Origin of the sequence: Actinomadura sp. J1-007 (assembly GCF_009793335.1) — a bacterium.
GTDB lineage: Bacteria > Actinomycetota > Actinomycetes > Streptosporangiales > Streptosporangiaceae > Spirillospora > Spirillospora yumaensis.
Map to the genome: position 1 here is coordinate 316,965 of NZ_WING01000001.1, position 23,677 is coordinate 340,641.

Consider the following 23,677-nt stretch of genomic DNA (forward strand, 5'->3'; position numbering starts at 1 on the left):
GCCGCCCGCGGCGGCCGGGCGCCCGGTCACAGGCCGGCGGCGGACGCCAGCGCGGAGGCGCGGTCGGTCGACTCCCAGGAGAAGTCGGGCTCCGGACGGCCGAAGTGGCCGTACGCGGCGGTCTGGGAGTAGATCGGGCGCAGCAGGTCGAGGTCGCGGACGATCGCGGCGGGCCGCAGGTCGAACACCTCGGACACGGCCTTCTCGATCTTGACCGGGTCGGCCTTCTCGGTGCCGAACGTCTCGACGAACACCCCGACCGGGTGCGCCTTGCCGATCGCGTACGCGACCTGCACCTCGGCGCGGTCGGCGAGCCCGGCGGCGACGATGTTCTTGGCGACCCAGCGCATCGCGTAGGCGGCGGACCGGTCGACCTTGGACGGGTCCTTGCCGGAGAACGCGCCGCCGCCGTGCCGGGCCATCCCGCCGTAGGTGTCGACGATGATCTTGCGGCCGGTGAGGCCGGCGTCGCCCATCGGGCCGCCGATCTCGAAGCGGCCGGTCGGGTTGACCAGCAGCCGGTAGCCGGTGGTGTCGAGGTCGAAGTCGGCCAGCACCGGGTCGACCACGTGCTCCTTGACGTCCGGCGTCAGCAGCTCCTTCAGGTCGATGTCCGGCGCGTGCTGGCTGGACACCACGACGGTGTCGAGGCGGACGCCGCGGTCGCCGTCGTACTCGATGGTGACCTGGGTCTTGCCGTCGGGCCGCAGGTAGGGCACCACGCCGCCCTTGCGGACCGCCGACAGCCGGTGCGCGAGCCGGTGCGCGAGCGTGATCGGCAGCGGCATCAGCTCGGGGGTCTCGTTGGTGGCGTACCCGAACATCAGGCCCTGGTCGCCCGCGCCCTGGCGGTCGAGGTCGTCCCCGGACACGCCGGAGCCGTCGCCCTCGCGGGTCTCGTAGGCGTCGTCCACGCCCTGGGCGATGTCGGGCGACTGGGCGCCGATCGAGACCGACACCCCGCAGGAGTGGCCGTCGAAGCCCTTCTTGGACGAGTCGTAGCCGATCTCGAGGATCTTCTCCCGGATCACGCCCGGGATGTCCACGTAGGTCTCGGTGGTGACCTCACCGGCCACATGCACCTGACCGGTGGTGATCATCGTCTCGACGGCGACCCGGCTCTTCGGGTCGTCCTTGAGCATCGAGTCGAGGATCGCATCGCTGATCTGGTCCGCGATCTTGTCGGGGTGTCCCTCGGTCACGGACTCGGAGGTGAACAGGCGGCGAGACACGTACGTGAACTCCTTGCAGCGGCTGCTGACTGACGTCGCAGAACGGACTGGTTTGTCGGCTTTATCGGCTGTCGGCGGGGGCCGCCGCCCCCGGACGGTGTGTCCTCACGGTTATCCGCCGAAGTCTAACGGGATCGGCCTTAACTCCAGCTATAGCCGCGAGCGAGAACGGGTATAGAGGCTCGTCAATCGGGGGGCCGGGGGTCCAGCCGCGCCACCACGAGGTCCCAGACGACCTCGGCCAGCGCCTCCTTCGCCCCGCGCGGCACGTCGGTGCTCGAACCGTCCGCCCCGAGCACGACGGCCGCGTTGTCGGGCCGCCCGAACGTGAGGTCCTCGCCCACCTGGTTGACCACGAGCAGGTCGCAGCCCTTGCGGGCGAGCTTGGCGCGCCCGTTCTCCAGGACGTCGTCGGTCTCGGCCGCGAAGCCCACGACGACCTGCCCGGCCTGGCGGCGCTCGCCGAGCTCGGCGAGGATGTCGGGGTTCTTGGCCAGGCGGATCGGCTCGGGCTCCGCGCCCGGCGTCTTCTTGATCTTGGAGCCCTGGTAGCCGGCGGGCCGGAAGTCGGCGACGGCCGCGGCCATCACCACGGCGTCCGCCGCGCCCGCGACCTCCAGGACGGCCTTGCGCATCTCCTCGGCGGACCCCACGGCCACGACCTCGGCGCCCGCCGGGTCGGGCAGCGCCACGTTGGCGGAGACCAACGTCACACGCGCGCCCCGTGCGACCGCCGTACGGGCCAGGGCGTAACCCTGCATTCCGGACGACCGGTTGCCGATGAAGCGGACCGGGTCGATCGGCTCGCGCGTGCCGCCCGCCGAGACGACGACGTGCCGCCCCGCCAAGTCGTCCCACCGGAGCCCGCGCTCGGCGGCCGTGCCCTCCGCGCCGTCGGCGCCGTCCGCGCCGTCCGGCGCCGCGGTGCGGGCGAGGACGCGGCGGGCCACCTCGAAGAGCTCGGCGGGGTCGGGGAGCCGGCCGGGGCCGGTGTCCTTGCCGGTGAGCCGCCCGGAGGCGGGCTCGACCACGAGGGCGCCCCGGGACCGCAGCGTCGCCACGTTGGCCCGGGTCGCCGCGTGCTCCCACATCTCGGTGTGCATCGCCGGGGCGAACACGACCGGGCAGCGCGCGGTCAGCAGCGTGTTGGTCAGCAGGTCGTCGGCGAGGCCCTGCGCCGCGCGGGCCAGCAGGTCGGCCGTGGCGGGGGCGACCATGACCAGGTCGGCGCCCTGGCCGAGCCGTACGTGCGGGACCTCGGCGACGCCCTCCCACACCTCGGCGGAGACGGGGTTGCCGGACAGGGCCGCCCAGGTGGGCTCGCCGACGAAGCGCAGCGCGTCGGCGGTCGGGACGACGCGCACGTCGTGGCCCGACTCGGTGAGCCGGCGCAGCAGCTCGCACACCTTGTACGCGGCGATGCCTGCGCCGACGCCGAGGACGACGCGCGGCTTGCGGGAGGTCATGCGGGTCACTTTCCCACGGGGGGCGGCCGCGCGCGGCGGCGGGGCCGTCCGGCCGGTGGTCTCAGCCCTCGATGGGCTCGGCGTTGAGGAGGCCCTCGCGCGTCTCGCGGAGCGCGATCGACAGCGGCTTCTCCTGGACCTGCGTCTCGACGAGCGGGCCGACGTACTCCAGCAGGCCCTCGCCGAGCTGGGCGTAGTAGGCGTTGATCTGGCGGGCGCGCTTGGCCGCGATGCTCACGAGGCCGTACTTGGTGTCGACGACCTCGAGCAGCTCGTCGATCGACGGGTTGGTGATGCCTTCACTGCTGGCTGCCACTCGGTGGCCTTCCACTCGGCGTTCTGGGCTAACGGACAGCCATCAAGGCTAGCAGCTCGCGGCACACGTCCCGGACGGACGTGTTGACCAGCGTGATGTCGAACTCCTTCTCGGCGGCGAGCTCGACGCGGGCCGCGTCGAGGCGGCGCTCGATCACCTCGGGGGCTCGGTGCCGCGGCCGGTCAGCCGGCGGACCAGCTCCTCCCAGGAGGGCGGGGCGAGGAACACCAGCCGGGCGTCCGGCATCGAGCGCCGGACCTGCCGCGCCCCCTGGAGGTCGATCTCCAGCAGGACGGGCTCGCCGCGGGCGAGGCGTTCCTCGACGGGCCGGCGCGGGGTTCCGTAGCGGTTGCCCGCGAACTCGGCCCATTCGAGGAGCTCCCCTTCGGCGACGAGCCGGTCGAAACCGGCGTCGTCGACGAAGAAGTACTGCACACCATGGTTCTCACCCGGTCGGGGGGACCGGGTGGTCACCGAGACCGACAGCCACACCTCGGGGTGCGCACGCCGGATCTCGGCGACGACCGTGCTCTTGCCGACGCCGGACGGCCCGGAGAGGACCGTCAGCCGCCGGACGAGCGGGCCATGCGTGGTGGAGTCCCCGGCGCAGTCATGGGTGCGCCGGGGTTGGACGGGATGGAGCCGGCCTCGGGGAGCCCCGGTCCGGCCGCGACGTCGCCGTCGCGCCCGCCCGTGAGTCGCGCGTCAGCGGTTCGCACTTCCGCCGAACTCACGCTCCAGGGAGGCGCGCTGGTTGGCGCCGAGGCCCCGCACGCGGCGGGACTCGGCGATACCGAGGCGCTCCATGATCTGCTTCGCACGAACCTTGCCCACACCGGGCAGGGATTCAAGGAGGGCCGACACCTTCATCTTGCCGATGACGTCGTCGGACTGGCCCTCCTTGAGGACCTCGGCCAGCGAGGTTCCCCCGTGCTTGAGCCGGTTCTTAACCTCGGCCCGCTCCTTGCGGGCCTTGGCAGCCTTCTCCAGGGCTGCGGCGCGCTGTTCGGGGTTAGGGGCGGAAGAGCCACGCCGGGTCACCTCAGGTTTCCACTCGACGGAGTCGGACGGGTTGGGAAACTAGCGAGTTCACGCCCCATAAGGCAACGTGAAGTGCCGTTTAGCCCGCCACAAAATCACGAAAATCACTCCTTGAAGTGTCCTGAATACAGAGTGTACCCAACTCGGAGGGCTGTCCGGCCGATCCCCCGCCTTGCTGGGACTTTCGCATGATCGTGAAAATCCCCCTCGGAAGCCCCGTTTGTGTCACTCGCCACCTGTTTGGCATGGCGCTCCGGTGCCATCCCGAGCCGTCCGGCCATGATCCCGCAACCCTCTCCAGGGCCCGCACCGGCCCCCGGCCGGGCGGTGGGCGGCGCGGGAGTGATCCCGATCACATCACCGGGAGAGGACGTGACGCTGATCACGTGGGCGCCGATCGGCACGCGCGCGAGTGCCGGCGCTGCGATCCTCGACACACTTCGCGCCGGGTTCCGGCGGCGTTGTTTGGACCGCTCCCATAACAGCCAAACGCCGCAATTCAACGAAAACGGTCAGAACGCTCAAGGGGTCTCGGCGGCGGTGCGGCGCAGCGCGGCGGCGATGCCCGCCGCGGCGGCGCCGGGGTCCGGCGCGCCCGTGATCGGCCGTCCGATCACCAGGAGGTCGGCTCCGGCGGCGAGGGCGTCCTCCGGGGTGGCCACGCGCGCCTGGTCCTGGGTGTCGGCCCCGGCGGGCCGGACGCCCGGGTGATGAGCGTGATGTCCTCGCCCACCTCCGCGCGGACCGCAGCGGCCTCCTGCGGGGAGCAGACGAGCGCCTGCGCACCCGCCCCGACCGCGAGCGCCGCGAGCCGCCGTACGGCGTCTGAGGCGGGTCCGGCGAGGCCGACGCCGGCGAGATCGCCCTCGCCGAGCGAGGTCAGCACGGTCACCGCCGCGATCCGGGCGGCCGGCGCGGCCTCGACGGCGGCGCGGATCATCGCGGGCCGCCCGCCGCGTGGACGGTCAGGTAGGCGGGCTTCAGCCGGGCGACGGCGCGCGCCGCCCCCGCGACGGTGGCGGGGATGTCGTGCAGCTTCAGGTCCAGGAACACCTGGACGCGGCTCGCCCCGCGCACGCTCGCGACGACGTCCGGGCCGTACCGCAGGTAGAGCTCCAGGCCCACCTTCACGGTGCTGACGTGCGGCGTGACCAGGCTGGCCCAGCGCGCGGCGGTCTCCAGATCGGGCGCGTCGAGGGCGACGGCGATGGGGGCGGGGGTGCGGTCACGGCAGCCTCTCCTTCACTTCTCCGGCCTCGCTCGGTTCGGGGGCCGGCGGCTCCGGGCGCACCTGGGGCGGGACGTACCCGGCGGGTTTGTGGGCGAGCCCGACCGCGTCGGCGAGGTCGGCGACGCGGCGGGCGGCGAGGGCCTCCTCCAGCTCGCGCAGCACGCGGGCCGGGGCGGACGGGTCGTGGAACAGGGCGGTGCCGACCGCGACGGCGGACGCCCCCGCGAGGACGAACTCCAGCGCGTCCAGGCCGGAGGCGACCCCGCCGACGCCGATGATCGGCGTGCCGGGCAGGGCCGCGTGCACCTGGTAGACGCAGCGGACCGCGACCGGGCGGACGGCGGGCCCCGACAGGCCCCCGACACGCCGGTGAGGGCGGGCCTGAGGGTCTCGGGGTCGATCGCCATGCCCTCCAGCGTGTTGATCAGCGTGAGGCCGTCCGCGCCCGCGTCCACGCAGGCGAGGGCGATGGTGACGATGTCGGTGACGTCGGGGGCGAGCTTGGCGAGGACGGGCAGGCCCGGCCTGGAGTGCGTCCGCACGGCCCGGACGACGGACGCGGCGGCCCCGGGGTGCCGGCCGAACATCAGGCCCCGGTCCGCGACGTTGGGGCACGCCACGTTCACCTCGATCGCGGCGACGCCGGGGACGCCGCGCAGGCGGCGGGCGATGTCGGCGTACTCCTCGACGCTGTTGCCCGCGACCGACACGATGATCGGGACGTCCTGCTCCAGCAGCCAGGGCAGCTCGTGTTCGAGGAACGTCTCGATGCCCGGCCCGGGCAGGCCCATGGCCGTGAGCAGCCCGCTCGGGGTCTCGGCGACGCGGGGCGTCGGGCGGCCCGCGCGGGCCTGCGCCATCACCGAGGTGGTGACGAACGCGCCCAGCCGCGACAGGTCGAAGAACGGGGCGAGCTCGCGTCCCGTTCCGCCGCAGCCGGAGGCGGTCATGACGGGGTTGGCCAGCTCCAGCGTGCCGATGCGGGTCGCGACCCGTCCGCTCGTGCTCACTTGCCGGCCCCTTCCTGGACGTTGAGGACGCGCGGGGCGCCGAGGGCGTCGAACGGGATCGTTCCGAGGTCGCCCCAGCGGACGCGGTCGCCGCGCAGCACCGGTCCGTCGGCGCAGGCCCGGACCATGCGGGTCACGCCGTCCTCGCCGTGCAGGGGCAGCATGCAGGTCATGCAGACGCCGATGCCGCAGGCGCCGGTCCGCTGGAGGAACTCCTCGACCGACACCTGCGACGGGAGCCCGAACTCGCCCGCGACCTGCGTGACCGAGCGCAGCAGCGCGGTCGGCCCGCAGCCGTAGACGACGTCGGCGCCGGTCTCGCGGATCACGCGGGGCAGGACGTCGCGGACGGCGCCCTTCTCCCCCGCCGAGCCGTCCTCGGTGGTGATGGTGGCGCTGTCGCCGATCCGCTGCGCCATCCGCGACCCGAACACCTGCCGGGCGTTCGGGCCGCCGAGGACGAAGTGCACCTGGCAGCCGCGGCGCAGCAGCGTGTCGGCGAGCGCGAACAGCGCCGCGCCGCCGGGGCCGCCGCCGACGAGCAGGCAGGTGACGGGGTCGCGCGGGAGGCGGAACGGGCGGCCGAGCGGGCCGACGAGGTCGACCTGGTCGCGGGAGCGGAGCCCGGCGAGCCAGGCGGTGCCGGGCTCGGTGTCGGCGAACACCAGCTCGACGGTGCCGCCGTAGTCGGACTTGACCTCGTACACCCCGAAGCAGCGGCGGACCAGCCGTCCCGAGTGCGCGCCGCCGACGGCGAGCGCCACGAACTGGCCGGGCCGGAACCGCTCGGCGATCGCGGCGGCCACCAGCGTTATCGCGTGGTAGTCCTGCACCTGGCGGACCGTCAGGACCGTCGCCGACGTCTGCACCGGTGTGTCGGACACCCGTTTCCCTCTTCCTCGTCGTGTGCCGGGCGCGGGCCGGCCGGGGCGGTGGCCCGCCCGGCGGCCCGCGCCCGGCCCTGTCAGCCGGGCGTCACCTCGGCGCTCCCCGCGCCGGCCGCGGTGGCCGCCGCGCCCGCGGGCGGGTGCTCCGCCGCGGCCCCTTCCGCGTGGGCGCCCGACAGCCGCTCGGCGTGCTCCTGAAGGGAGCGGACGCCGACCAGGCCGCCGGCGACGGCCTCGATGCCCTGCACGGCGGCGGCGAGGCCCTGCACGGTCGTCACGCAGGGACGCCGCGCAGGACGGCCGCGGTGCGGATCTCGTAACCGTCGAGCCGTGGCCCCGACTGGCCGGGGCTACCGAAGGGAGTATTGACGATGAGGTCCACCTCGCCGTCGAGGACGCGCCGCACGATGGTGGGCTCGCCCGCGGAGCCGGGGCCCTCGCTGTGCTTGCGCACGATCTTGGCACGCACGCCGTTGCGGCGCAGGACCTCCGCGGTCCCTTCCGTGGCAAGAATCTCAAAGCCCAGGTCAGCGAGGCGCTTGACGGGGAAGATCATGTGCCGCTTGTCCCGGTTGGCGACCGAGACGAACACCCGGCCCTTGGTGGGCAGCGAGCCGCCGTACGCGGCCTGCTGCGACTTGGCGTACGCGGTGCCGAACACCTCGTCGATGCCCATGACCTCGCCGGTCGAGCGCATCTCGGGGCCGAGGATCGTGTCGACGCCCTGCCCCTGCGCGTTGCGGAACCGGTCGAACGGCAGGACGGCCTCCTTGACGGCGATCGGCGCGTCCAGCGGCAGCGACCCGCCGTCGCCCGCCTCGGGCAGCAGCCCCTCGGCGCGCAGCCCGGCGATCGTCTCGCCCATCATCACGCGGGCGGCGGCCTTGGCGAGCGGCACGGCGGTCGCCTTGGACACGAACGGCACCGTGCGGGACGCGCGCGGGTTGGCCTCCAGGACGTACAGCACGCCCGCCGACAGCGCGTACTGGACGTTCATGAGGCCGCGCACGCCGATGCCGCGGGCGAGCGCCTCGGTCGACTCGCGGATGCGGCGCACGTCCTCGTGCCCGAGGGTGATCGGCGGCAGCGCGCACGCCGAGTCGCCGGAGTGGATGCCGGCCTCCTCGATGTGCTCCATGACGCCGCCGAGGTAGAGCTCCTCGCCGTCGAACAGGGCGTCCACGTCGATCTCGATGGCCTCGTCGAGGAACCGGTCGACCAGCACCGGGTGCTCCGGGCTCGCCTCGGTCGCCCGCGCCATGTACGACTCCAGCGTGGCGTCGTCGTAGACGATCTCCATGCCGCGCCCGCCGAGCACGTACGACGGCCGGACGAGCACCGGGTAGCCGATCTCCGCCGCGATCTCCAGCGCCTCCTCGTACGAGGTGGCCGTGCCGTGCTTCGGCGCGAGCAGCCCGGCGCGGTGCAGGACGCGGCCGAACGCGCCGCGCTCCTCGGCGAGGTGGATGCTCTCGGGCGAGGTGCCGACGATGGGCACGCCGGCGTCCTTGAGCTTCTGCGCGAGGCCGAGCGGCGTCTGCCCGCCGAGCTGGACGATCACGCCGGCGACCTCGCCGCTGCACTGCTCGGCGTACACGACCTCCAGGACGTCCTCCAGGGTGAGCGGCTCGAAGTACAGCCGGTCGGAGGTGTCGTAGTCGGTGGAGACGGTCTCGGGGTTGCAGTTGACCATGACGGTCTCGTAGCCCGCCTCGGCCAGGGTGAACGAGGCGTGCACGCACGAGTAGTCGAACTCGACGCCCTGCCCGATGCGGTTGGGGCCGCTGCCGAGGATCAGCACCTTCGGCCGCCGGCCGGGCGGGACCTCGGTCTCCTCGTCGTACGCCGAGTACAGGTAGGGCGTCCGCGCCTCGAACTCCGCCGCGCAGGTGTCCACGGTCAGGTAGACGGGGCGCACGCCGAGGGCGTGCCGCAGCTCGCGGACGACCTCCTCGGACAGGCCGCGCAGCTCGCCGATCTGCGCGTCGGAGAAGCCGTGCCGCTTGGCGCGCAGCAGCTTGTCGCGGGTGAGCGCGTCGTCGGCGGTGCGGATCTCCTCGGCGGTCTCGTTGATCGCCGCGATCTGGTCGAGGAACCACGGGTCGATGCCCGTCGCCTCGTACACCCGCTGGACGCCCGCCCCGGCCCACAGCGCCCGCTGGACGTCGCGGATCCGGCCGTCGTGGGGGCGGCTCGCCCGCTCGACCCACTCGGCCGCGGCCTCCTGCGAGCGGTCCGGCTCGCCCGCCCAGGAGAACGACGAGCCCTTCTGCTCCAGCGACCGCAGCGCCTTCTGGAGCGCCTCGGTGAAGCAGCGGCCGATGGCCATGGCCTCGCCGACCGACTTCATGTGGGTGGTCAGCGTGCCGTCCGCGCCGGGGAACTTCTCGAACGCGAACCGCGGGACCTTCACCACGACGTAGTCGAGCGTCGGCTCGAACGACGCCGGGGTCTCCTTGGTGATGTCGTTCGGGATCTCGTCGAGGGTGTAGCCGACGGCCAGCCGCGCGGCGATCTTGGCGATCGGGAAGCCGGTGGCCTTGGAGGCGAGCGCCGAGGAGCGCGAGACCCGCGGGTTCATCTCGATGACGATCATGCGGCCGGTGCCGGGGTGCACGGCGAACTGGATGTTGCAGCCGCCGGTGTCGACGCCGACCTCGCGGATGACCGCGATCGCGACGTCGCGCATGTTCTGGTACTCGCGGTCGGTCAGCGTCATCGCGGGCGCGACGGTGATCGAGTCGCCGGTGTGCACGCCCATCGGGTCGAGGTTCTCGATCGAGCACACGATCACGACGTTGTCGCTGCGGTCGCGCATGACCTCCAGCTCGTACTCCTTCCAGCCGAGGATCGACTCCTCCAGGAGCACCTCGCTGGTCGGGGACGCGTCGAGGCCCGCGCCCGCGATGCGGCGCAGGTCGTCCTCGTCGTGCGCGAAGCCGGACCCGGCGCCGCCCATCGTGAACGAGGGCCGCACGACGACGGGGTAGCCGAGCTCGCGCGCGGCGGCGAGGCACTCGTCCATCGTGTGGCAGATGAGGGAGCGGGCCGACTCGGCGTTCAGGCCCTGCTCGCGGGCGACCTTGGCGACGACCTCCTTGAACCGCTCGCGGTTCTCCCCGGCCTGGATCGCGTCCACGTCGGCGCCGATGAGCTCGACCCCGTACCGGGCGAGGACGCCGGCCTCGTAGAGCGCGATGGCGGTGTTGAGGGCCGTCTGGCCGCCGAGCGTCGGCAGCAGCGCGTCCGGCCGCTCCTTCGCGATGATCTTCTCGACGGCCTCGGGGGTGATCGGCTCGACGTAGGTGGCGTCGGCGAACTCCGGGTCGGTCATGATCGTCGCCGGGTTGCTGTTGACCAGCGTGACCCGCAGGCCCTCGGCCTTCAGCACCCGGCACGCCTGCGTGCCGGAGTAGTCGAACTCGCACGCCTGGCCGATCACGATCGGCCCCGAGCCGATCACCAGGACGGACTTCAGGTCTTGACGGCGCGGCATTACTCCGACCCCTCCATGATCTCGCAGAACCGGTCGAAGAGCCCCGCGGCGTCGTGCGGCCCCGCCGCCGCCTCGGGGTGGTACTGGACGCTGAACGCCGGGCGCTCCAGGAGCCGCAGCCCCTCGACGCAGCCGTCGTTGAGGTTGACGTGGCTGACCTCGGCGGGCCCGTACGGGGTGTCGAACGGCCCGTCCACCGGCGCCTCCACCGCGAAGCCGTGGTTGTGCGCGGAGATGTCGACCTTGCCGGTGCGCCGGTCCTGGACCGGCTGGTTGACGCCCCGGTGCCCGAACCGCATCTTGTACGTGCCGAGCCCGAGGGCGCGGCCGAAGATCTGGTTGCCGAAGCAGATGCCGAAGAACGGCTTGCCGGCGTCCAGGACGCCGCGCAGCGCCTCGACCGCGTAGCCGGACGCGGCCGGGTCGCCCGGACCGTTCGAGAAGAAGACCCCGTCGGGGCCGATCGCGAGGATGTCGGCGGCGGTGCTGCTGGCGGGCATGACGTGCACCTCGCAGCCGCGCTCGGCCATCCGCCGCGGCGTCATCGCCTTGATGCCGAGGTCGACCGCGGCGACGGTGAAGCGCCGCTCCCCCACCGCCGGGACGACGTAGGTCTCGGTCGTGGACACCTCGCCCGCGAGGTCGGCGCCCTCCATCGACGCGCTCGCGCGGACCCGTTCGAGCAGGGCCCGCTCGCCCGGGGCGAGCGCGGCCTCGCCGCTGAAGATCGCGGCACGCATCGCGCCGCGCTCGCGCAGGTGGCGGGTGAGCGCGCGGGTGCCGGTGATCGCGATGCCGACCACGCCCTGCTCGCGCAGCGCCGACCCGAGCGAGCCCGTCGCGCGCCAGTTGGACGCCGCGCGGGCGGGCTCGCGGACCACGTACCCGGCGACCTGGATGCGGCGCGACTCGGGGTCGTCGCCGTTGACGCCGGTGTTGCCGATGTGCGGGGCCGTCATCGCGACGATCTGCCGGGCGTACGACGGGTCGGTGAGCGTCTCCTGGTAGCCGGTCATGCCGGTGTTGAAGACCATCTCGCCGAACGTCTCGCCCTCGGCCCCGTACCCGGCCCCGCGGAACGTCCGCCCGTCCTCGAGCACGAGCAAGGCATCGCTCATTGGTTCACTCCGTTCGCGGCCACCGGCCCGCTGGGCGCGGCGGCTTCCTTCGTCGCTCCGGTCGCGGGCTCCCCGCGCTCCCCTGTCCGGCCGCCGCGCGGCCGCGGGCTCACTGGAGCTTCCCTTCGAGAACGGTCGGCGTGCCGCGCAGGAACGTGGCGACGACGCGTCCGGGCAGCCGCATCCCGCGAACGGGGTGTTGCGGCTCTTGGAGGTCATCGCCGTCGGGTCGACCGCGCGGCGCGGCGACGGGTCGTAGAGCGTGATGTTGGCCGGCGAACCGGGCTCCAGCGGGCGGCCGTGCCCGGACAGGCGGCCGATGCGCGCCGGGCGGAACGCCATCCGGTCGGCGACGCCCGCCCAGTCGAGCAGCCCGGTGTCGACCATGGCCTCCTGGACGACCGGCAGCGCCGTCTCCAGGCCGATCATGCCCATCGCCGCGACGGCCCACTCGGTCTCCTTGGCCTCGACCGGGTGCGGGGCGTGGTCGGTGGCGACGCAGTCGATCGTGCCGTCGGCGAGGGCGTGCCGGAGCGCGGTCACGTCGTCGGCGGTGCGCAGCGGCGGGTTGACCTTGAAGATCGGGTCGTACGACTCGGCGCGGCCGTCGTCCAGCAGCAGGTGGTGCGGGGTGACCTCGGCGGTGACCCGGCAGCCCTTGCTCTTCGCCCAGCGGATGATCTCGACCGAGCCCGCCGTCGAGACGTGGCAGACGTGCAGCCGGGACCCGACGTGCTGGGCGAGCAGGACGTCCCGGGAGATGATCGCCTCCTCGGCGACCGCGGGCCAGCCGCGCAGCCCGAGCGCGGCCGACATCTCGCCCTCGTTCATCTGCGCGCCCTCGGTGAGGCGCGGCTCCTGCGCGTGCTGGGCGACCACGCCGTCGAACGCCTTGACGTACTCCAGCGCCCGCCGCATGATCACCGCGTCGGACACGCAGTGCCCGTCGTCGGAGAACACCCGGACCCGCGCCGCCGAGTCGGCCATCGCGCCGAGCTCGGCGAGCTGCTCGCCCGCGATGCCGCGGGTGACGGCGCCGACCGGCTGCACGTCGCAGTAGCCGGCCTCGCGGCCGAGCCGCCAGACCTGCTCGACGACGCCCGCGGTGTCGGCGACGGGGAAGGTGTTGGCCATCGCGTGCACGGCCGTGTAGCCGCCCATCGCCGCGGCCTTCGTGCCGGACTCGACGGTCTCGGCGTCCTCGCGGCCCGGCTCGCGCAGGTGCGTGTGCAGGTCGACCAGGCCGGGCAGCGCGACGAGGCCGTCCGCCTCCACGACCTGCGCCCCGGCCGCGTCGAGGCCGGAGCCGACCTCGGCGATCGCGCCGTCGCGCACGAGGACGTCGGCGGGCTCGCCGCCGAGGATCCGCGCGCCCTTGATGATGTGGGTGGTGCTCACTGGGAGTTCTCCTTGCCGGACGCGGAACGCGGGAGCGTGCGGTGCGCGGGCGCCGCGACGGACGCTTCGACGGGCGCTGCGGCGCGCGTGGCGCGCGCTGCGGCGCGGCTCACTCGGACGCCGCCTTGCCGATCGCGGGCTCCGAGCCGCTGAGCAGCAGGTAGAGCACGGCCATGCGGGCGCTGACGCCGTTGGCGACCTGCTCGACGATCGTGGAGCGGGCCGAGTCGGCGACGTCGGCGGCGATCTCCACGCCGCGGTTCATCGGGCCGGGGTGCATGACGATGGCGTGCTCGGGGAGCTGCGCCATGCGCTCGCCGTCCAGGCCGTAGCGGCGGCTGTACTCGCGCACGGTCGGGAAGTACGCGGCGTTCATCCGCTCCTGCTGCACCCGCAGCATCATGATCACGTCGCTCTTGGGCAGCACCGAGTCCAGGTCGTAGGAGACCGAGCACGGCCAGGTGTCGATCGCGACCGGCAGCAGCGTCGGCGGCGCGACCACGGTCACGTCAGCGCCGAGGGTGTCGAGCAGCAGCACGTTGGAGCGTGCCACGCGGCTGTGCAGGACGTCGCCGACGATCGTGACCCTGCGGCCCTCCAGCTCGCCGAGCCGCCGCCGCATCGTGAACGCGTCCAGCAGCGCCTGCGTCGGGTGCTCGTGCGTGCCGTCGCCCGCGTTCACCACGCTGCCCTGCACCCAGCCCGCGAGCCGGTGCGGCGCGCCCGAGGCGCCGTGCCGGATCACCACGCCGTCGGCGCCCATCGCCTCCAGCGTGAGCGCGGTGTCCTTGAGGCTCTCGCCCTTGGACACGCTGGACCCCTTGGCGGAGAAGTTGATCACGTCGGCGGACAGCCGCTTGGCCGCCGCCTCGAACGAGATCCGGGTGCGGGTGGAGTCCTCGAAGAACAGGTTGACCACCGTGCGGCCGCGCAGCGTCGGCAGCTTCTTGATGGAACGGCCCGCGACCTGCGCGAGCTCCTCGGCCGTGTCGAGCACGAGCAGCGCGTCGTCCTTGGTCAGGTCGGCCGCCGAGATCAGATGGCGCTTCACCGGCCCGCTCCGTCCGCGTCCGCTCCGGCCGCGCCCGCTCCGGCCGTGCCCGTTCCGGCGGGGGCCCCGGCCTCGGGCGCGACCGCCGGGCCGAGCAGCACGGCGTCGCGCGCGTCGTTCTCGGCCAGCAGGACCTTCACGGTCTCGCGCATCGAGGTGGGCAGGTTCTTGCCGACGTAGTCGGCGCGGATCGGCAGCTCGCGGTGCCCGCGGTCGACCAGCACCGCGAGCTGGACGGCGCGCGGCCGGCCGAGGTCGTTCAGCGCGTCGAGCGCGGCCCGCACGGTGCGGCCCGAGAACAGCACGTCGTCGACCAGGACCACGATCCGGTCGTCCACGCCCTCGGCGGGCAGCTCGGTGCGGCCGAGCGCGCGGGCGGGCTTCATCCGCAGGTCGTCGCGGTACATCGTCACGTCGAGCGAGCCCCACGGCACCGGCAGCCCCTCGACCTCGCGCAGCAGGTCGGCGAGCCGTTCGGCGAGGGTCACGCCGCGGGTCTGGATGCCGAGCAGGACGACGTCGTGGCCGCCCTTGGTCCGTTCGAGGATCTCGTGCGCGATCCGGGTCAGCGCGCGCCGGATGTCGGGACCCTCCAGAACGGCCTTCTGCCGGGGGTCACCGTCCGCCACGCGCGCCTCCGCAGGCCCGTCCGGCCTGGAGACAGCATTCACCACCGAAACCTCCTTTCCCGCCTCACGGGACGGGTCTTAAAGGACGCCTTGTCCCCCACACGTTAGCAGTCCCACCAGGCTGCCCCGTACCGGACGTCCGCCGCGTTCTGCCTGGTGAGAGCGGTCACACTCGGGGCGGCCGGGCCGGCGCCGAGGGGCCCGCGAGCGTCCGCCGCGCCGCTCCTGCGGGGCTTCCTGGCGATCCGGACGGCCCGGATCGAGACCTGCGGATTCGACCGCTTTTTTCCAATCAGCTTGACCTGGGGGCGTCCCCGTTTTACCGTCACTGTCCGTAACCATCCCTGGAGACAGACTCATGAGGCCACAAAGCCCCCTGGGGCTGTCTCCCCCCGGCCGACCGGCCGGGGACCCGACAGCGACGACTGAAAGTGAGCCTGGGGGGCCGCACAATGCCGTCTGAATACGCTAAGGCTCTCGGCGCGCGCCTGCGCGCCATCCGTACCCAGCAGGGCCTTTCCCTGCACGGTGTGGAGGAGAAGTCACGCGGCCGCTGGAAGGCCGTCGTCGTGGGTTCGTACGAGCGGGGCGACCGCGCCGTCACCGTTCAGAAGCTGGCCGAGCTCGCCGATTTCTATGGCGTGCCGGTTTCCGAGTTGCTGCCCGGCGGAGCCGCGCCGAGCCCGCTCGGGCCTACACCCAAGCTCGTGATCGACCTCGAGCGGTTGCAGCAGCTTCCGAAGGACAAGGCCGGTCCTCTCGCCCGCTACGCCGCGACGATCCAGAGCCAGCGGGGCGACTACAACGGAAAGGTCCTGTCCATCCGCCAGGAAGACCTGCGTTCTCTCGCGGTCATCTACGACAAGTCCCCCACCGAGCTCACCGAGGAGCTCATCACGTGGGGGGTGCTCGACCCCGAGGCGCGCCGCGCCGTCGAGGCGTTCTGATCACCGCCGGGACGTCCCCCCGGACGCCTCGGCACCGCGCAGGGCCCGGCGGTCACCACGACCGCCGGGCCCTTCGCGCACCCTCAGGGAGCCCGGAGGAAGGCTCCGTGCGGCGGGGGCTCACGTGCCGTACGGGAGGCGGGCTCGGACGCGGAAGCCGCCGCCCGCCGCGGGGCCCGCGCTGAGGTCGCCGCCCAGCGCGCGGGCGCGCTCGCCCATCCCGCGGATGCCGCTGCCGGTGCTCGCGGCGGCGCCGTTCGTCCCGCCGGTCCCGTTCGTCACGGTGGGTGTATCGGTCACGTTGGGTGCGTTCGTCACGTTGGGTGCATTCGGAACGCTCTGGATGTCCGAGGCATAACGGCCAGATGCGGCCACGGCGGGCGCCTCGTCGCCGGGGCGCGCCGCGGCGGCCGCGGCGGCGCGGACCGGGGCGGGCTCGGCGGGGCCGCGGGCGGCTCCGTCGTCGGCGATCTCCAGTACGACCTCGGCGGCGCGGTAGTCGAGCGTGACGCGGACGCGCGCCGCGGCGGCGTGCCGGGTCACGTTCGTGATCGACTCCTGGAGGATGCGGAACGCGGCGAGGTCCACCTCCGCGCGCAGGGGGCGCGGGTCGCCCAGGACGTCCACGGAGACGTCCAGGCCCGCGAGGCGCCCGTACCGGACCAGGTCGCCGATCCGCCGGAGCCCGCCCGCCGGACGCGTGGGCGCCGCCTCGTCCACCTGGCGCAGGACGCCGAGCGTGGCGCGCAGCTCCCGCAGCGTCTCCCGGCTCGCCTCCTTGATCACGCCGAGCGCCGGGCCCGCGTCCTCAGGATGGCGGCCCAGCCGGTGCAGCGCGGTGCCCGCCTGGACGTTGATCATCGAGATGTTGTGGCCGATCACGTCGTGCAGCTCCCGCGCGATCCGCAGCCGTTCCTCGGTCTCGCGGCGGCGCGCCTCCTCCTCGCCGCGCTGCTCGGCCGCCCGCAGGTACTCCTGGCGGCCGTGCCGGACGGTGCCGAGCGCGACCATGGCCACCACCCAGCCCACCAGCATCGTCAGCGCGACGCCGTTGACCTGGTCGTTGCCGGACAGGCTGCCGAGCGTCGTGCCGGTCACCGTCAGCGCCGAGAGGACCACCGCGGCGCGGAGCCGCCCGGCCGCCGCGACCCCGTACAGCGCGAGCATCAGCACCACCATCAGGGGGCCGTCGACCGGGCTGAGCATGTAGTACACCGCCGAGGCGGCCAGGATGTAGGCGCAGGCGGGGACGGGGCGGCGACGCCCCTGGACCAGCGCCCCGCACACGCTGAGGATCAGCGTCCAGTCCACCGCGGTGCGGGCGGCGGACTGCGGCGGATCATGGAGGGCCTCCAGCAGGGTGGCGACCGCGACGAGCACGGCGACGCCCCGGACGACGGCAGCGTCCCGGGCGGGCCCGTCCGGCCATCGGAGTCGTCGGTGCGTCGCGGCCACCCGTCCAGCATAAGAACCCGGCGCGCGGGACGCGGCGCGGCGCGAGAAGAGCCAGCGGCACGACGGCCGCCATGACCGCCGCGCCGGCCGCGAAACCGAGCGCGAAACCGGGCTCGGTGGGCTGCCCGGCGGTCACCGACGCCGCGACGATCACGGCGCTGGTCTGCGTGCCGAGGGACGCGCCGACCGTGCGGACCAGCGTGTTGACGCCCGTGGCGACGCCCGTCCCGTTCGCGGGGACGGCGGCGACGACGAGGTTCGCCACCGCCGCGTAGGCGAACCCGAGGCCGACCCCGCGCGCGAGCCCGCCCGCGTAAAGCTGCCACATCTGGCCGTGCCGGACGGCGACGAACGCGTACCCGGCGGCGGTCAGCACCGCGCCCGCGAGCAGGACGGCGCGCGACCCGATCCGGCGGTCGAGGAGCCCGGCCGACATCCCGGCCGCGGTCATCCCGACGCTCGCGGGGAGCTGGAGCAGCGCCGCCTGCGTCGCCGTCCCGCCGAACCCGAACCCGTCCCGCACGGGGAGCTGGACGAGCAGCGGGAACAGCACGCCGCCCGCCATCAGCGCGTACCCGGCGAGCAGCGACGCCGCGTTGGCCGTCCAGACGCCCCGCCGCCGCATCAGCCGCAGATCGACGAGCGGCTCCGCGACGCGCGACTCGACCCGTACCCAGGCGAGCAGCAGGACGAGCGCCAGGCCGAGCAGCGCGAGCACGCCGCCGGAACTCCAGCCCCAGTCCATCCCCTGCGTGAGCGCGGTCAGCGCCGCGACGAGCCACCCCGCGAACAGCACCGCGCCCCACCAGTCGACGCGCGCGCCCGCGCGAGGCGGCGATCGCGGAACGATCCACCACGCCGCGACGGTCCCGGGAACGAGCCCGGCCACCGGCACCCACAGCAGCCACCGCCACCCGAGCTGGTCGATGATCGGACCGGCCATGCACCACGACAGCGCCCCGCCGAGCCCGAGCATGGACGACATGAGTCCCACCGCGGACGCGGTCCGTTCGGGCGGGAACACCTCCCGGATGACCGTGTACGCCAGCGGGAACACGCCGCCGCCGACCCCGCCGACGGCCCGTCCCGCGAGCATCAGGGGCAGCGTGGAGGCCGCCGCCGCGAGGACCGTCCCGGCCGTCGCGACCAGCAGCACGGCCAGCATCACGCGGCGGGGCCCGTACAGGTCGCCGAGCCGTCCCACCACGGGCGTCGCGACGGCCGCGGACAGCGTCATCGAGGTCAGCGCCCAGGCCGCCCCGCTCGGCGTCGTGTGCAGCCCGCGCTGCAACAGCGGCAGCGCCGGGGTGACGACGGCCATGGACAGCGAGTACGCCATCACGCCGAGGAACGCCAGCAGCGGCACGAGCCCCCGCCCACCACCGCGCCCCGCCACCGTCCCCGCCCTCCACACTCCGCGCCCCAACCATCCCACACCCCCACAAACCCACCCCCGAAACAGCACGAAGGCGCGCCGCAAGCGCCGGTACACAGCGACACGCCAGGCCGACACACGGAAACGGCGCGACAGCGCACGAACGCGGCGCACACGACCAGTGCGAGGAAACAAGGCGCGGGAACGGCATGCCGCAGCGTGCGCGAACGGCGCGAAGACGCGGCGCACGGAAACGGCGCGCGGGAACGGCGCGGCAGCGTCCGGACGCGGCACACACGACCGATGCGAGGAAACGACAGGCGAGAACGGCATACGGCGATGCGCGGGAACGGCGCGGCGGCGCGCGGACGCGGCGGACACGACCGGTGCGGGGAAACGACGCGCGGGAACGGCATGTGGCGGCGTGCGGGACCGCGCGAAGGGGCGGCGCGAAGGAGCGGTGCGGGAACGGCGCGCCGGGGTGTGAGGCCGGTGCGCACGACCGGTGCGCACGACCGGTGCGCGGGGCGGTGGGGTGGGGGACGTGGTGGATCGCGCCGATGGGGGCGGCTCGGGGGGAGTGCGTCCCATCGGCGCGATCGTCTCGGGGTGCGCATGGTGCCGGGGTGCCGCGCCGCCTTGGGAGGTGGGCGGCGGGGTCGGGCGGGCGGTCCTTCTTCGGGCCCGCCCGGGGGCGGGTCAGCTTGCGCGGGTGTCGGGGATGGGCAGGGTCGGCTGGCTGGTGACGCCGAGGGTGTCCTCGACGAGGGAGACGAAGACCTCGGCGTCGTGCACGAGTTCCTCGGCCTCGCGCGCGGTGACGGCGCGGGGCAGGCCCGCCTCGGCGGCGGCGCGCTTGTCGGCGCCGGCGGCGAAGAACGCGGCCCACTCCCGCAGCGCGGGGTCGGCCTCGGGCAGCAGCACCCAGACGCTGCGGGGACGGCCGCGGCGGTGCGTCTCCACGGGCTCCTTGGACGCGAGGACGGCCGCGGCCGCGCGCAGGGCGGCTAGGTGCGCGCACACGTAGCGGACGGCGGGCGAGGTCGCCTCGGCGGCCTCGGCCAGCCCCATCCGCGCCGCGTGCAACTGCCCGACGGCCGTGTGGGCCGGGCGGGGCGCCGGGTGCGGCCTCGGCCGCGGGCTCGGCAGCGCCGACGAGTGGACCGCCGACGAGACGGCGGACGGGTGAACGGCGGAGTGTGCTCCGCGCGGGGCCATCGTTGCGGACATGACTGCCTCCTTCCGGGGCTCGGGCCGGCCGGGCGGAGAGCTTCCCCTCACTCCGCCCGGCCGTCCGTCCCGCCGGGCCTTCGCGCGTAACGGCCGCGGCGGGGACGTCGCCCTGGCACGGGCCGCGAGTCCCGCACCACGTCGAACATAAGTTCGACGCATTCACAGTAAACCGTCCTGACGGCGATTCGTCAACGTGTTCGAACACGTGCCACCACCCTCGGCGATCACGACCATGATCGCGCAGGTCAGGGCCGTTTCCCCAGGGCAGCACGGGAGTCCGACATTCGGTCTCGGAAGCCGTCGAACGCGGAGCGGACGCCCTCCGGGTCAGCGGTACGCGTCGGGCAGCCAGTGCGGGGTGTCGGGGAGGGACGGAACGCTGAGGAGGGCGAGCATGCGGCGCAGCGCGGGCCTGCGGTTGCCCTTGTGCCAGGCCACGCACCACGGGGCCAGCGGAACGGGATCGACGAGCCGGATCCTCACCAGGCCGAAGTCGGGTTCGACCCTGATGCACGCCTCGCCCAGGGCGACGGCCTTCCGCTCGCGGCGAACGATCTCGCCGTAGTGCCGGTGCCCGAGCGCGGGGTCGGTGAAGCGGATCGGGATGCCGAAGTGCCCGGCGAGCCCGCTCAGGTAGGCGCGGGCCTCGGTGGCGCCGCCCGGGTCGGGCATGGAGACGCCCGCCTCGCGCAGCTCGTCCGGACGCATCGTCCCGCGGGACGCGAGGGGGTGGTCGGCGCCGACGAACGCGTGCATCGGCTCGACGTGCACCAGGCGCTGCGCCAGCTCGGGCGGCCAGGGCCCCGGCAGGTCGCGGACCTGGCCGAACGCCGCGTCGATCTCCCCGTTCAGCAGCGCGGGCAGCGCGAGCGCGAAGCCCTGCCGCATGCCCGGCTCGATCCGCAGGCCGGGGTCGCGCTCGATCAGGTCCCGGACGATCCGCATGGGGCTGAACCGCTCGTCGTAGACGTCCACCCGGAGCCGCTCGCGGCTCTCGCGCACCGACTCCACGGCGGTGTCGAACGCGGAGAGCGCCTCCCTGGCGAGCGGCAGGAAGCGCCGCCCGGCGTCGGTCAGCGACACCCTGCGCGTGGTGCGTTCGAACAGCGGGGTTCCGAGCGCGTCCTCCAGCCTGCGCACGCGCTTGGACAGGGCCTGCTGGGTGAGGAACATCCGCTGGGCCGCACGCCCGAAGTGCATCAGCTCGGCGGCGGCCACGAAGGCGCGCAGACCGGGGAGGTCGACGTCCATGCTTTCAGGATATTCACAACGCGGGGTTGTCAATCAGCGCCGAACGGCTGTTGGACACGGTCGCAGGCGCGCGGATTACCTGGGTCCATGCCTTTCACTGACGCGCCATTCACCCAGACGCCTTTCACCGACCTCGCCGGCGCGCCCATGGGCCGGACCGCCGAGGCCGAGCGCCCCACCGCCGACGCCGTCTTCGACCGGCTCCTCCGCCAGCGCATCATCTTCCTCGGCCAGGAGATCGACGACGCCATCGCCAACCGGATCTGCGGGGAGATCCTGCTGCTGTCCGCGGAGGACCGCCACCGCGACATCAACCTCTACATCAACTCGCCCGGCGGCTCCGTCATGGCGGGAATGGCCATCTTCGACGTGATGCAGTACGTCCCGAACGACGTCTCGACGCTGTCGCTCGGCTTCTCCGCGTCGATGGGCCAGTTCCTGCTGTCGGCCGGGACGCCCGGCAAGCGCTACGCCCTCCCGCACACCCGCATCGTCATGCACCAGGTGCTCGGCGGCATCGGCGGCACGGCGTCCGACATCAAGATCCAGGCCGACAACCTGCGCGAGACCAAGCGCACCATGCAGGAGCTGATCGCCGAGCACACGGGCCAGCCGGTCGAACGGATCGAGGCCGACTCCGACCGCGACCGCTGGTTCACGGCGCAGGAGGCCATGGAGTACGGGTTCGTCGACGAGGTCGTCCGCCACGCGCCGAACGTCGCCGCCACCTGACGGCCCGCCCCGGCCCCCGCCCCGGCGCTACTTGGGGCGCCGCACGTGGACCGCGACGTTCGTCTTGACGAGCTTCGGGAAGTACTCGGCGATGTGCATGGGCAGCCGCACGCAGCCGTGCGACGCCGGGTAGCGGGGGACGTCGAGCGCCCCGTGGAACGCGATCCCGCCGTTGAAGTAGATCGGGTTGTAGAGGCGCCCGAGCGGCGAGACCTCCCAGCCGGACGCGCGCCGGCCCGTGCGGAAGTCGCCCGTGCCGGTCGTCGCGTACCGGCAGCGGGCGACGGTCGCGCCGCGGTCCTTCGCGCAGTAGTACTCCCCCGAGCCGGACGACACGTGCGTGATGAGCGCCGGCTCGCCGCGCCGGTAGACGACGAGGTACTGGCGGCGCAGGTCGACGTCCACCCTGTCGGCCTCGCGCCGCTTCGCCACCGGCGCCGGACGTCTCGGCGCGTCGAGCGCGGCCCACACGCGCTTGCCGACCGTCCCGCTCATCTTGAGGCGGTTGACGGCCTGGAACGCCCACACGGCGATCTGGGTGGACGTCCCGTACCTGCCGTCGGCGGGCCCCGGGTCGTAGTGCAGCGCCTTCAGGCGACGCTGGAGTTCCTTGACGTCCGCGCCCTTCGCGCCCGGCTTGAGCTTGCGCCTGACCTGGGGCGACGTCGGCGTTCCGGACGTGCCGGGCGCCGCGACGCCGGGGCCGCGCGGCTTGGAGGACGCGCCGCCCGACGGCCCGCCCGGCGCGCCGCCCGACGCTCCGCCGGACGGCGCGGCGGACGTCCCGGGCGAGACGTCCGTTCCGGCGCTCCCCGCCGTCGACTCCTGGGTGCATCCCGCCACCAGGACTCCCGGAATCAGGATGGCGCCCGCCCATTTCCGTACGCCCATGGCTCTCCCTCGTCGCCGCGACCGCTCTCCACGCACACGCGGAGGATTTGGACACCATAAAGTGCTTCCCATGCATCCCAATGTCGAACGCGTGGCGAAAATCCTGAAGGAGTCGGGCGTGGCCGGGGAGATCGTGACGCTTCCCGCGTCCGCTCCGTCGGCGCGGGCGGCGGCGGAACAGCTCGGCTGCGAGGTCGGCGCGATCGCGAACAGCCTGGTCTTCGAGGCCGACGGGGCGCCGCTGCTGGTCCTGACCAGCGGCGCGCACCGGGTCGACACCGAGCAGGTCGCGGCGCTCGTCGGCGCGGAGAAGGTGAAGCGGGCCACCCCCGACTTCGTCCGGGAGGCGACCGGCCAGACGATCGGCGGCGTGGCCCCCGTCGGCCATCCCGCGCCGATCCGTACGCTCGTGGACGTCTGGCTCGACAGGCACGAGGAGGTGTGGGCGGCGGGCGGCATCTCGCACACCGTGTTCCCCACCTCGTACACGGAACTGCTGCGGATCACGGGTGGGACCGCAGCGGAGGTTGGAGACTGAATGGAGATCTGGCACAACCCGCGCTGCTCGAAGAGCCGTTCGGCGAAGGCCGCGCTGGACGAGGCGGGCGTCGCGTACACCGAGCGCCGCTACCTCGACGACCCGCCGAGCGCCGAGGAGCTCGACGCGGTGCTCACGAGGATCGGCGCGCAGCCCTGGGAGGTGGCGCGGCTGAACGAGCCCGTCGCCAAGGAACTGGGGCTGAAGGACCTCGGCCGCGACCCGGAGGCCGACCGGGCCCGGTGGATCGAGCTGATGGCCGCCAACCCGGTCCTGATCCAGCGGCCGATCGTGGTCCGCGAGGACGGCCGGGCGGTCGTCGCGCGCGATGCCGAATCGGTACGCCAGGCTCTCGACAGCGCCTGATGCGAGTGTGATTC

16 protein-coding genes and 6 pseudogenes are annotated in these 23,677 nt (G+C 73.6%); 4 read left to right on the plus strand and 18 right to left on the minus strand.

Annotated features, from left to right (window positions below; genetic code table 11):
- Positions 1-26 precede the first annotated feature (26 nt).
- The 13 genes and pseudogenes from metK to pyrR all read right to left on the minus strand — a co-directional run bounded on the left by metK (position 27) and on the right by pyrR (position 14,875).
- Positions 27-1,232: a methionine adenosyltransferase gene (gene metK / locus GEV43_RS01410; RefSeq protein ID WP_160819157.1), complete on the minus strand. Its 1,206-nt coding sequence runs from the start codon at positions 1,230-1,232 to the stop codon at positions 27-29.
- 185 nt (positions 1,233-1,417) lie between these two features.
- Positions 1,418-2,698 (minus strand): phosphopantothenate--cysteine ligase family flavoprotein, encoded by a 1,281-nt coding sequence (locus GEV43_RS01415; protein ID WP_160819158.1) that lies wholly within the window; start codon positions 2,696-2,698, stop codon positions 1,418-1,420.
- Positions 2,699-2,759: 61 nt separating this feature from the next.
- A complete protein-coding gene (gene rpoZ / locus GEV43_RS01420; protein WP_026405772.1) occupies positions 2,760-3,014 on the minus strand; it encodes a DNA-directed RNA polymerase subunit omega in 255 nt (84 codons plus the stop codon).
- Positions 3,015-3,042: 28 nt separating this feature from the next.
- Positions 3,043-3,581: pseudogene (gmk, locus tag GEV43_RS01425) on the minus strand (guanylate kinase).
- Positions 3,582-3,719: 138 nt separating this feature from the next.
- A pseudogene (gene mihF / locus GEV43_RS01430) lies at positions 3,720-4,045 on the minus strand (integration host factor, actinobacterial type).
- Between the two features lie 531 nt (positions 4,046-4,576).
- Positions 4,577-5,264 (minus strand): annotated as a pseudogene (gene pyrF / locus GEV43_RS01435) (orotidine-5'-phosphate decarboxylase).
- 16 nt (positions 5,265-5,280) lie between these two features.
- A pseudogene (locus tag GEV43_RS01440) lies at positions 5,281-6,236 on the minus strand (dihydroorotate dehydrogenase).
- Between the two features lie 56 nt (positions 6,237-6,292).
- Complete coding sequence (locus GEV43_RS01445) at positions 6,293-7,180, minus strand: dihydroorotate dehydrogenase electron transfer subunit (protein ID WP_160819159.1); 888 nt, start codon at positions 7,178-7,180, stop codon at positions 6,293-6,295.
- A 170-nt stretch (positions 7,181-7,350) separates the two neighbouring features.
- A pseudogene (gene carB / locus GEV43_RS01450) lies at positions 7,351-10,679 on the minus strand (carbamoyl-phosphate synthase large subunit); the annotation flags it as partial.
- Positions 10,679-11,797, minus strand: coding sequence for a glutamine-hydrolyzing carbamoyl-phosphate synthase small subunit (gene carA / locus GEV43_RS01455; RefSeq protein WP_160819160.1), 1,119 nt, complete (start codon positions 11,795-11,797; stop codon positions 10,679-10,681). The gene carA and the pseudogene carB, both read right to left, overlap by 1 nt.
- A 109-nt stretch (positions 11,798-11,906) precedes the next feature.
- Positions 11,907-13,195 (minus strand): annotated as a pseudogene (locus tag GEV43_RS01460) (dihydroorotase).
- A gap of 109 nt (positions 13,196-13,304) precedes the next feature.
- Positions 13,305-14,246: an aspartate carbamoyltransferase catalytic subunit gene (locus GEV43_RS01465; RefSeq protein ID WP_160819161.1), complete on the minus strand. Its 942-nt coding sequence runs from the start codon at positions 14,244-14,246 to the stop codon at positions 13,305-13,307.
- Positions 14,243-14,875 (minus strand): bifunctional pyr operon transcriptional regulator/uracil phosphoribosyltransferase PyrR, encoded by a 633-nt coding sequence (gene pyrR, locus GEV43_RS01470; protein WP_309239992.1) that lies wholly within the window; start codon positions 14,873-14,875, stop codon positions 14,243-14,245. Before pyrR ends, GEV43_RS01465 begins: the two co-directional genes overlap by 4 nt.
- Positions 14,876-15,327: 452 nt before the next feature.
- Between pyrR and GEV43_RS01475 the strand changes: the two genes are divergently transcribed.
- Complete coding sequence (locus GEV43_RS01475; protein ID WP_160819162.1) at positions 15,328-15,822, plus strand: transcriptional regulator; 495 nt, start codon at positions 15,328-15,330, stop codon at positions 15,820-15,822.
- Positions 15,823-15,942: 120 nt separating this feature from the next.
- Here GEV43_RS01475 and GEV43_RS01480 read toward each other — a convergent pair whose 3' ends face one another.
- The 4 genes from GEV43_RS01480 to GEV43_RS01495 form a co-directional block, all read right to left on the minus strand.
- Positions 15,943-17,202 carry a histidine kinase gene (locus tag GEV43_RS01480; protein WP_160819163.1) on the minus strand — a complete coding sequence of 420 codons (1,260 nt, stop codon included), beginning with the start codon at positions 17,200-17,202 and terminating at the stop codon, positions 15,943-15,945.
- On the minus strand, positions 17,162-18,643 hold the full coding sequence (locus GEV43_RS01485) for an MFS transporter (protein ID WP_309239382.1): 1,482 nt from the start codon (positions 18,641-18,643) through the stop codon (positions 17,162-17,164). Before GEV43_RS01485 ends, GEV43_RS01480 begins: the two co-directional genes overlap by 41 nt.
- 708 nt (positions 18,644-19,351) lie before the next feature.
- Positions 19,352-19,882, minus strand: coding sequence for an SAV_6107 family HEPN domain-containing protein (locus tag GEV43_RS01490; RefSeq protein ID WP_206681037.1), 531 nt, complete (start codon positions 19,880-19,882; stop codon positions 19,352-19,354).
- A gap of 330 nt (positions 19,883-20,212) precedes the next feature.
- Positions 20,213-21,136 (minus strand): LysR family transcriptional regulator, encoded by a 924-nt coding sequence (locus GEV43_RS01495; protein ID WP_160819164.1) that lies wholly within the window; start codon positions 21,134-21,136, stop codon positions 20,213-20,215.
- Between the two features lie 147 nt (positions 21,137-21,283).
- On the opposite strand from GEV43_RS01495, the gene GEV43_RS01500 reads away from it, so the two are divergent.
- Complete coding sequence (locus GEV43_RS01500) at positions 21,284-21,868, plus strand: ClpP family protease (protein ID WP_160824219.1); 585 nt, start codon at positions 21,284-21,286, stop codon at positions 21,866-21,868.
- Between the two features lie 27 nt (positions 21,869-21,895).
- Here the strand turns inward: GEV43_RS01500 and GEV43_RS01505 are convergent, their stop codons facing one another.
- Positions 21,896-22,759, minus strand: a complete 864-nt coding sequence (locus tag GEV43_RS01505) for a L,D-transpeptidase family protein (RefSeq protein WP_194252513.1) — start codon at positions 22,757-22,759, stop codon at positions 21,896-21,898.
- A 70-nt stretch (positions 22,760-22,829) separates the two neighbouring features.
- Here GEV43_RS01505 and GEV43_RS01510 point away from each other — a divergent pair, with 70 nt between their 5' ends.
- Positions 22,830-23,297 (plus strand): YbaK/EbsC family protein, encoded by a 468-nt coding sequence (locus tag GEV43_RS01510; RefSeq protein ID WP_160819165.1) that lies wholly within the window; start codon positions 22,830-22,832, stop codon positions 23,295-23,297.
- Positions 23,298-23,663 (plus strand): arsenate reductase family protein, encoded by a 366-nt coding sequence (locus GEV43_RS01515; RefSeq protein WP_160819166.1) that lies wholly within the window; start codon positions 23,298-23,300, stop codon positions 23,661-23,663. It abuts the gene before it with no gap.
- Positions 23,664-23,677: the final 14 nt, after the last annotated feature.

Coding starts and splice junctions, on each gene's coding strand:
- GEV43_RS01475 (WP_160819162.1), top strand. CDS start 15,328: ATGCCGTCTGAATACGCTAAGGCTCTCGGCGCGCGCCTGCGCGCCATC.
- GEV43_RS01495 (WP_160819164.1), bottom strand. CDS start 21,136: ATGGACGTCGACCTCCCCGGTCTGCGCGCCTTCGTGGCCGCCGCCGAG.
- GEV43_RS01490 (WP_206681037.1), bottom strand. CDS start 19,882: ATGTCCGCAACGATGGCCCCGCGCGGAGCACACTCCGCCGTTCACCCG.
- GEV43_RS01415 (WP_160819158.1), bottom strand. CDS start 2,698: ATGACCTCCCGCAAGCCGCGCGTCGTCCTCGGCGTCGGCGCAGGCATC.
- GEV43_RS01510 (WP_160819165.1), top strand. CDS start 22,830: ATGCATCCCAATGTCGAACGCGTGGCGAAAATCCTGAAGGAGTCGGGC.
- carA (WP_160819160.1), bottom strand. CDS start 11,797: ATGAGCGATGCCTTGCTCGTGCTCGAGGACGGGCGGACGTTCCGCGGG.
- GEV43_RS01515 (WP_160819166.1), top strand. CDS start 23,298: ATGGAGATCTGGCACAACCCGCGCTGCTCGAAGAGCCGTTCGGCGAAG.
- GEV43_RS01505 (WP_194252513.1), bottom strand. CDS start 22,759: ATGGGCGTACGGAAATGGGCGGGCGCCATCCTGATTCCGGGAGTCCTG.
- GEV43_RS01500 (WP_160824219.1), top strand. CDS start 21,284: ATGGGCCGGACCGCCGAGGCCGAGCGCCCCACCGCCGACGCCGTCTTC.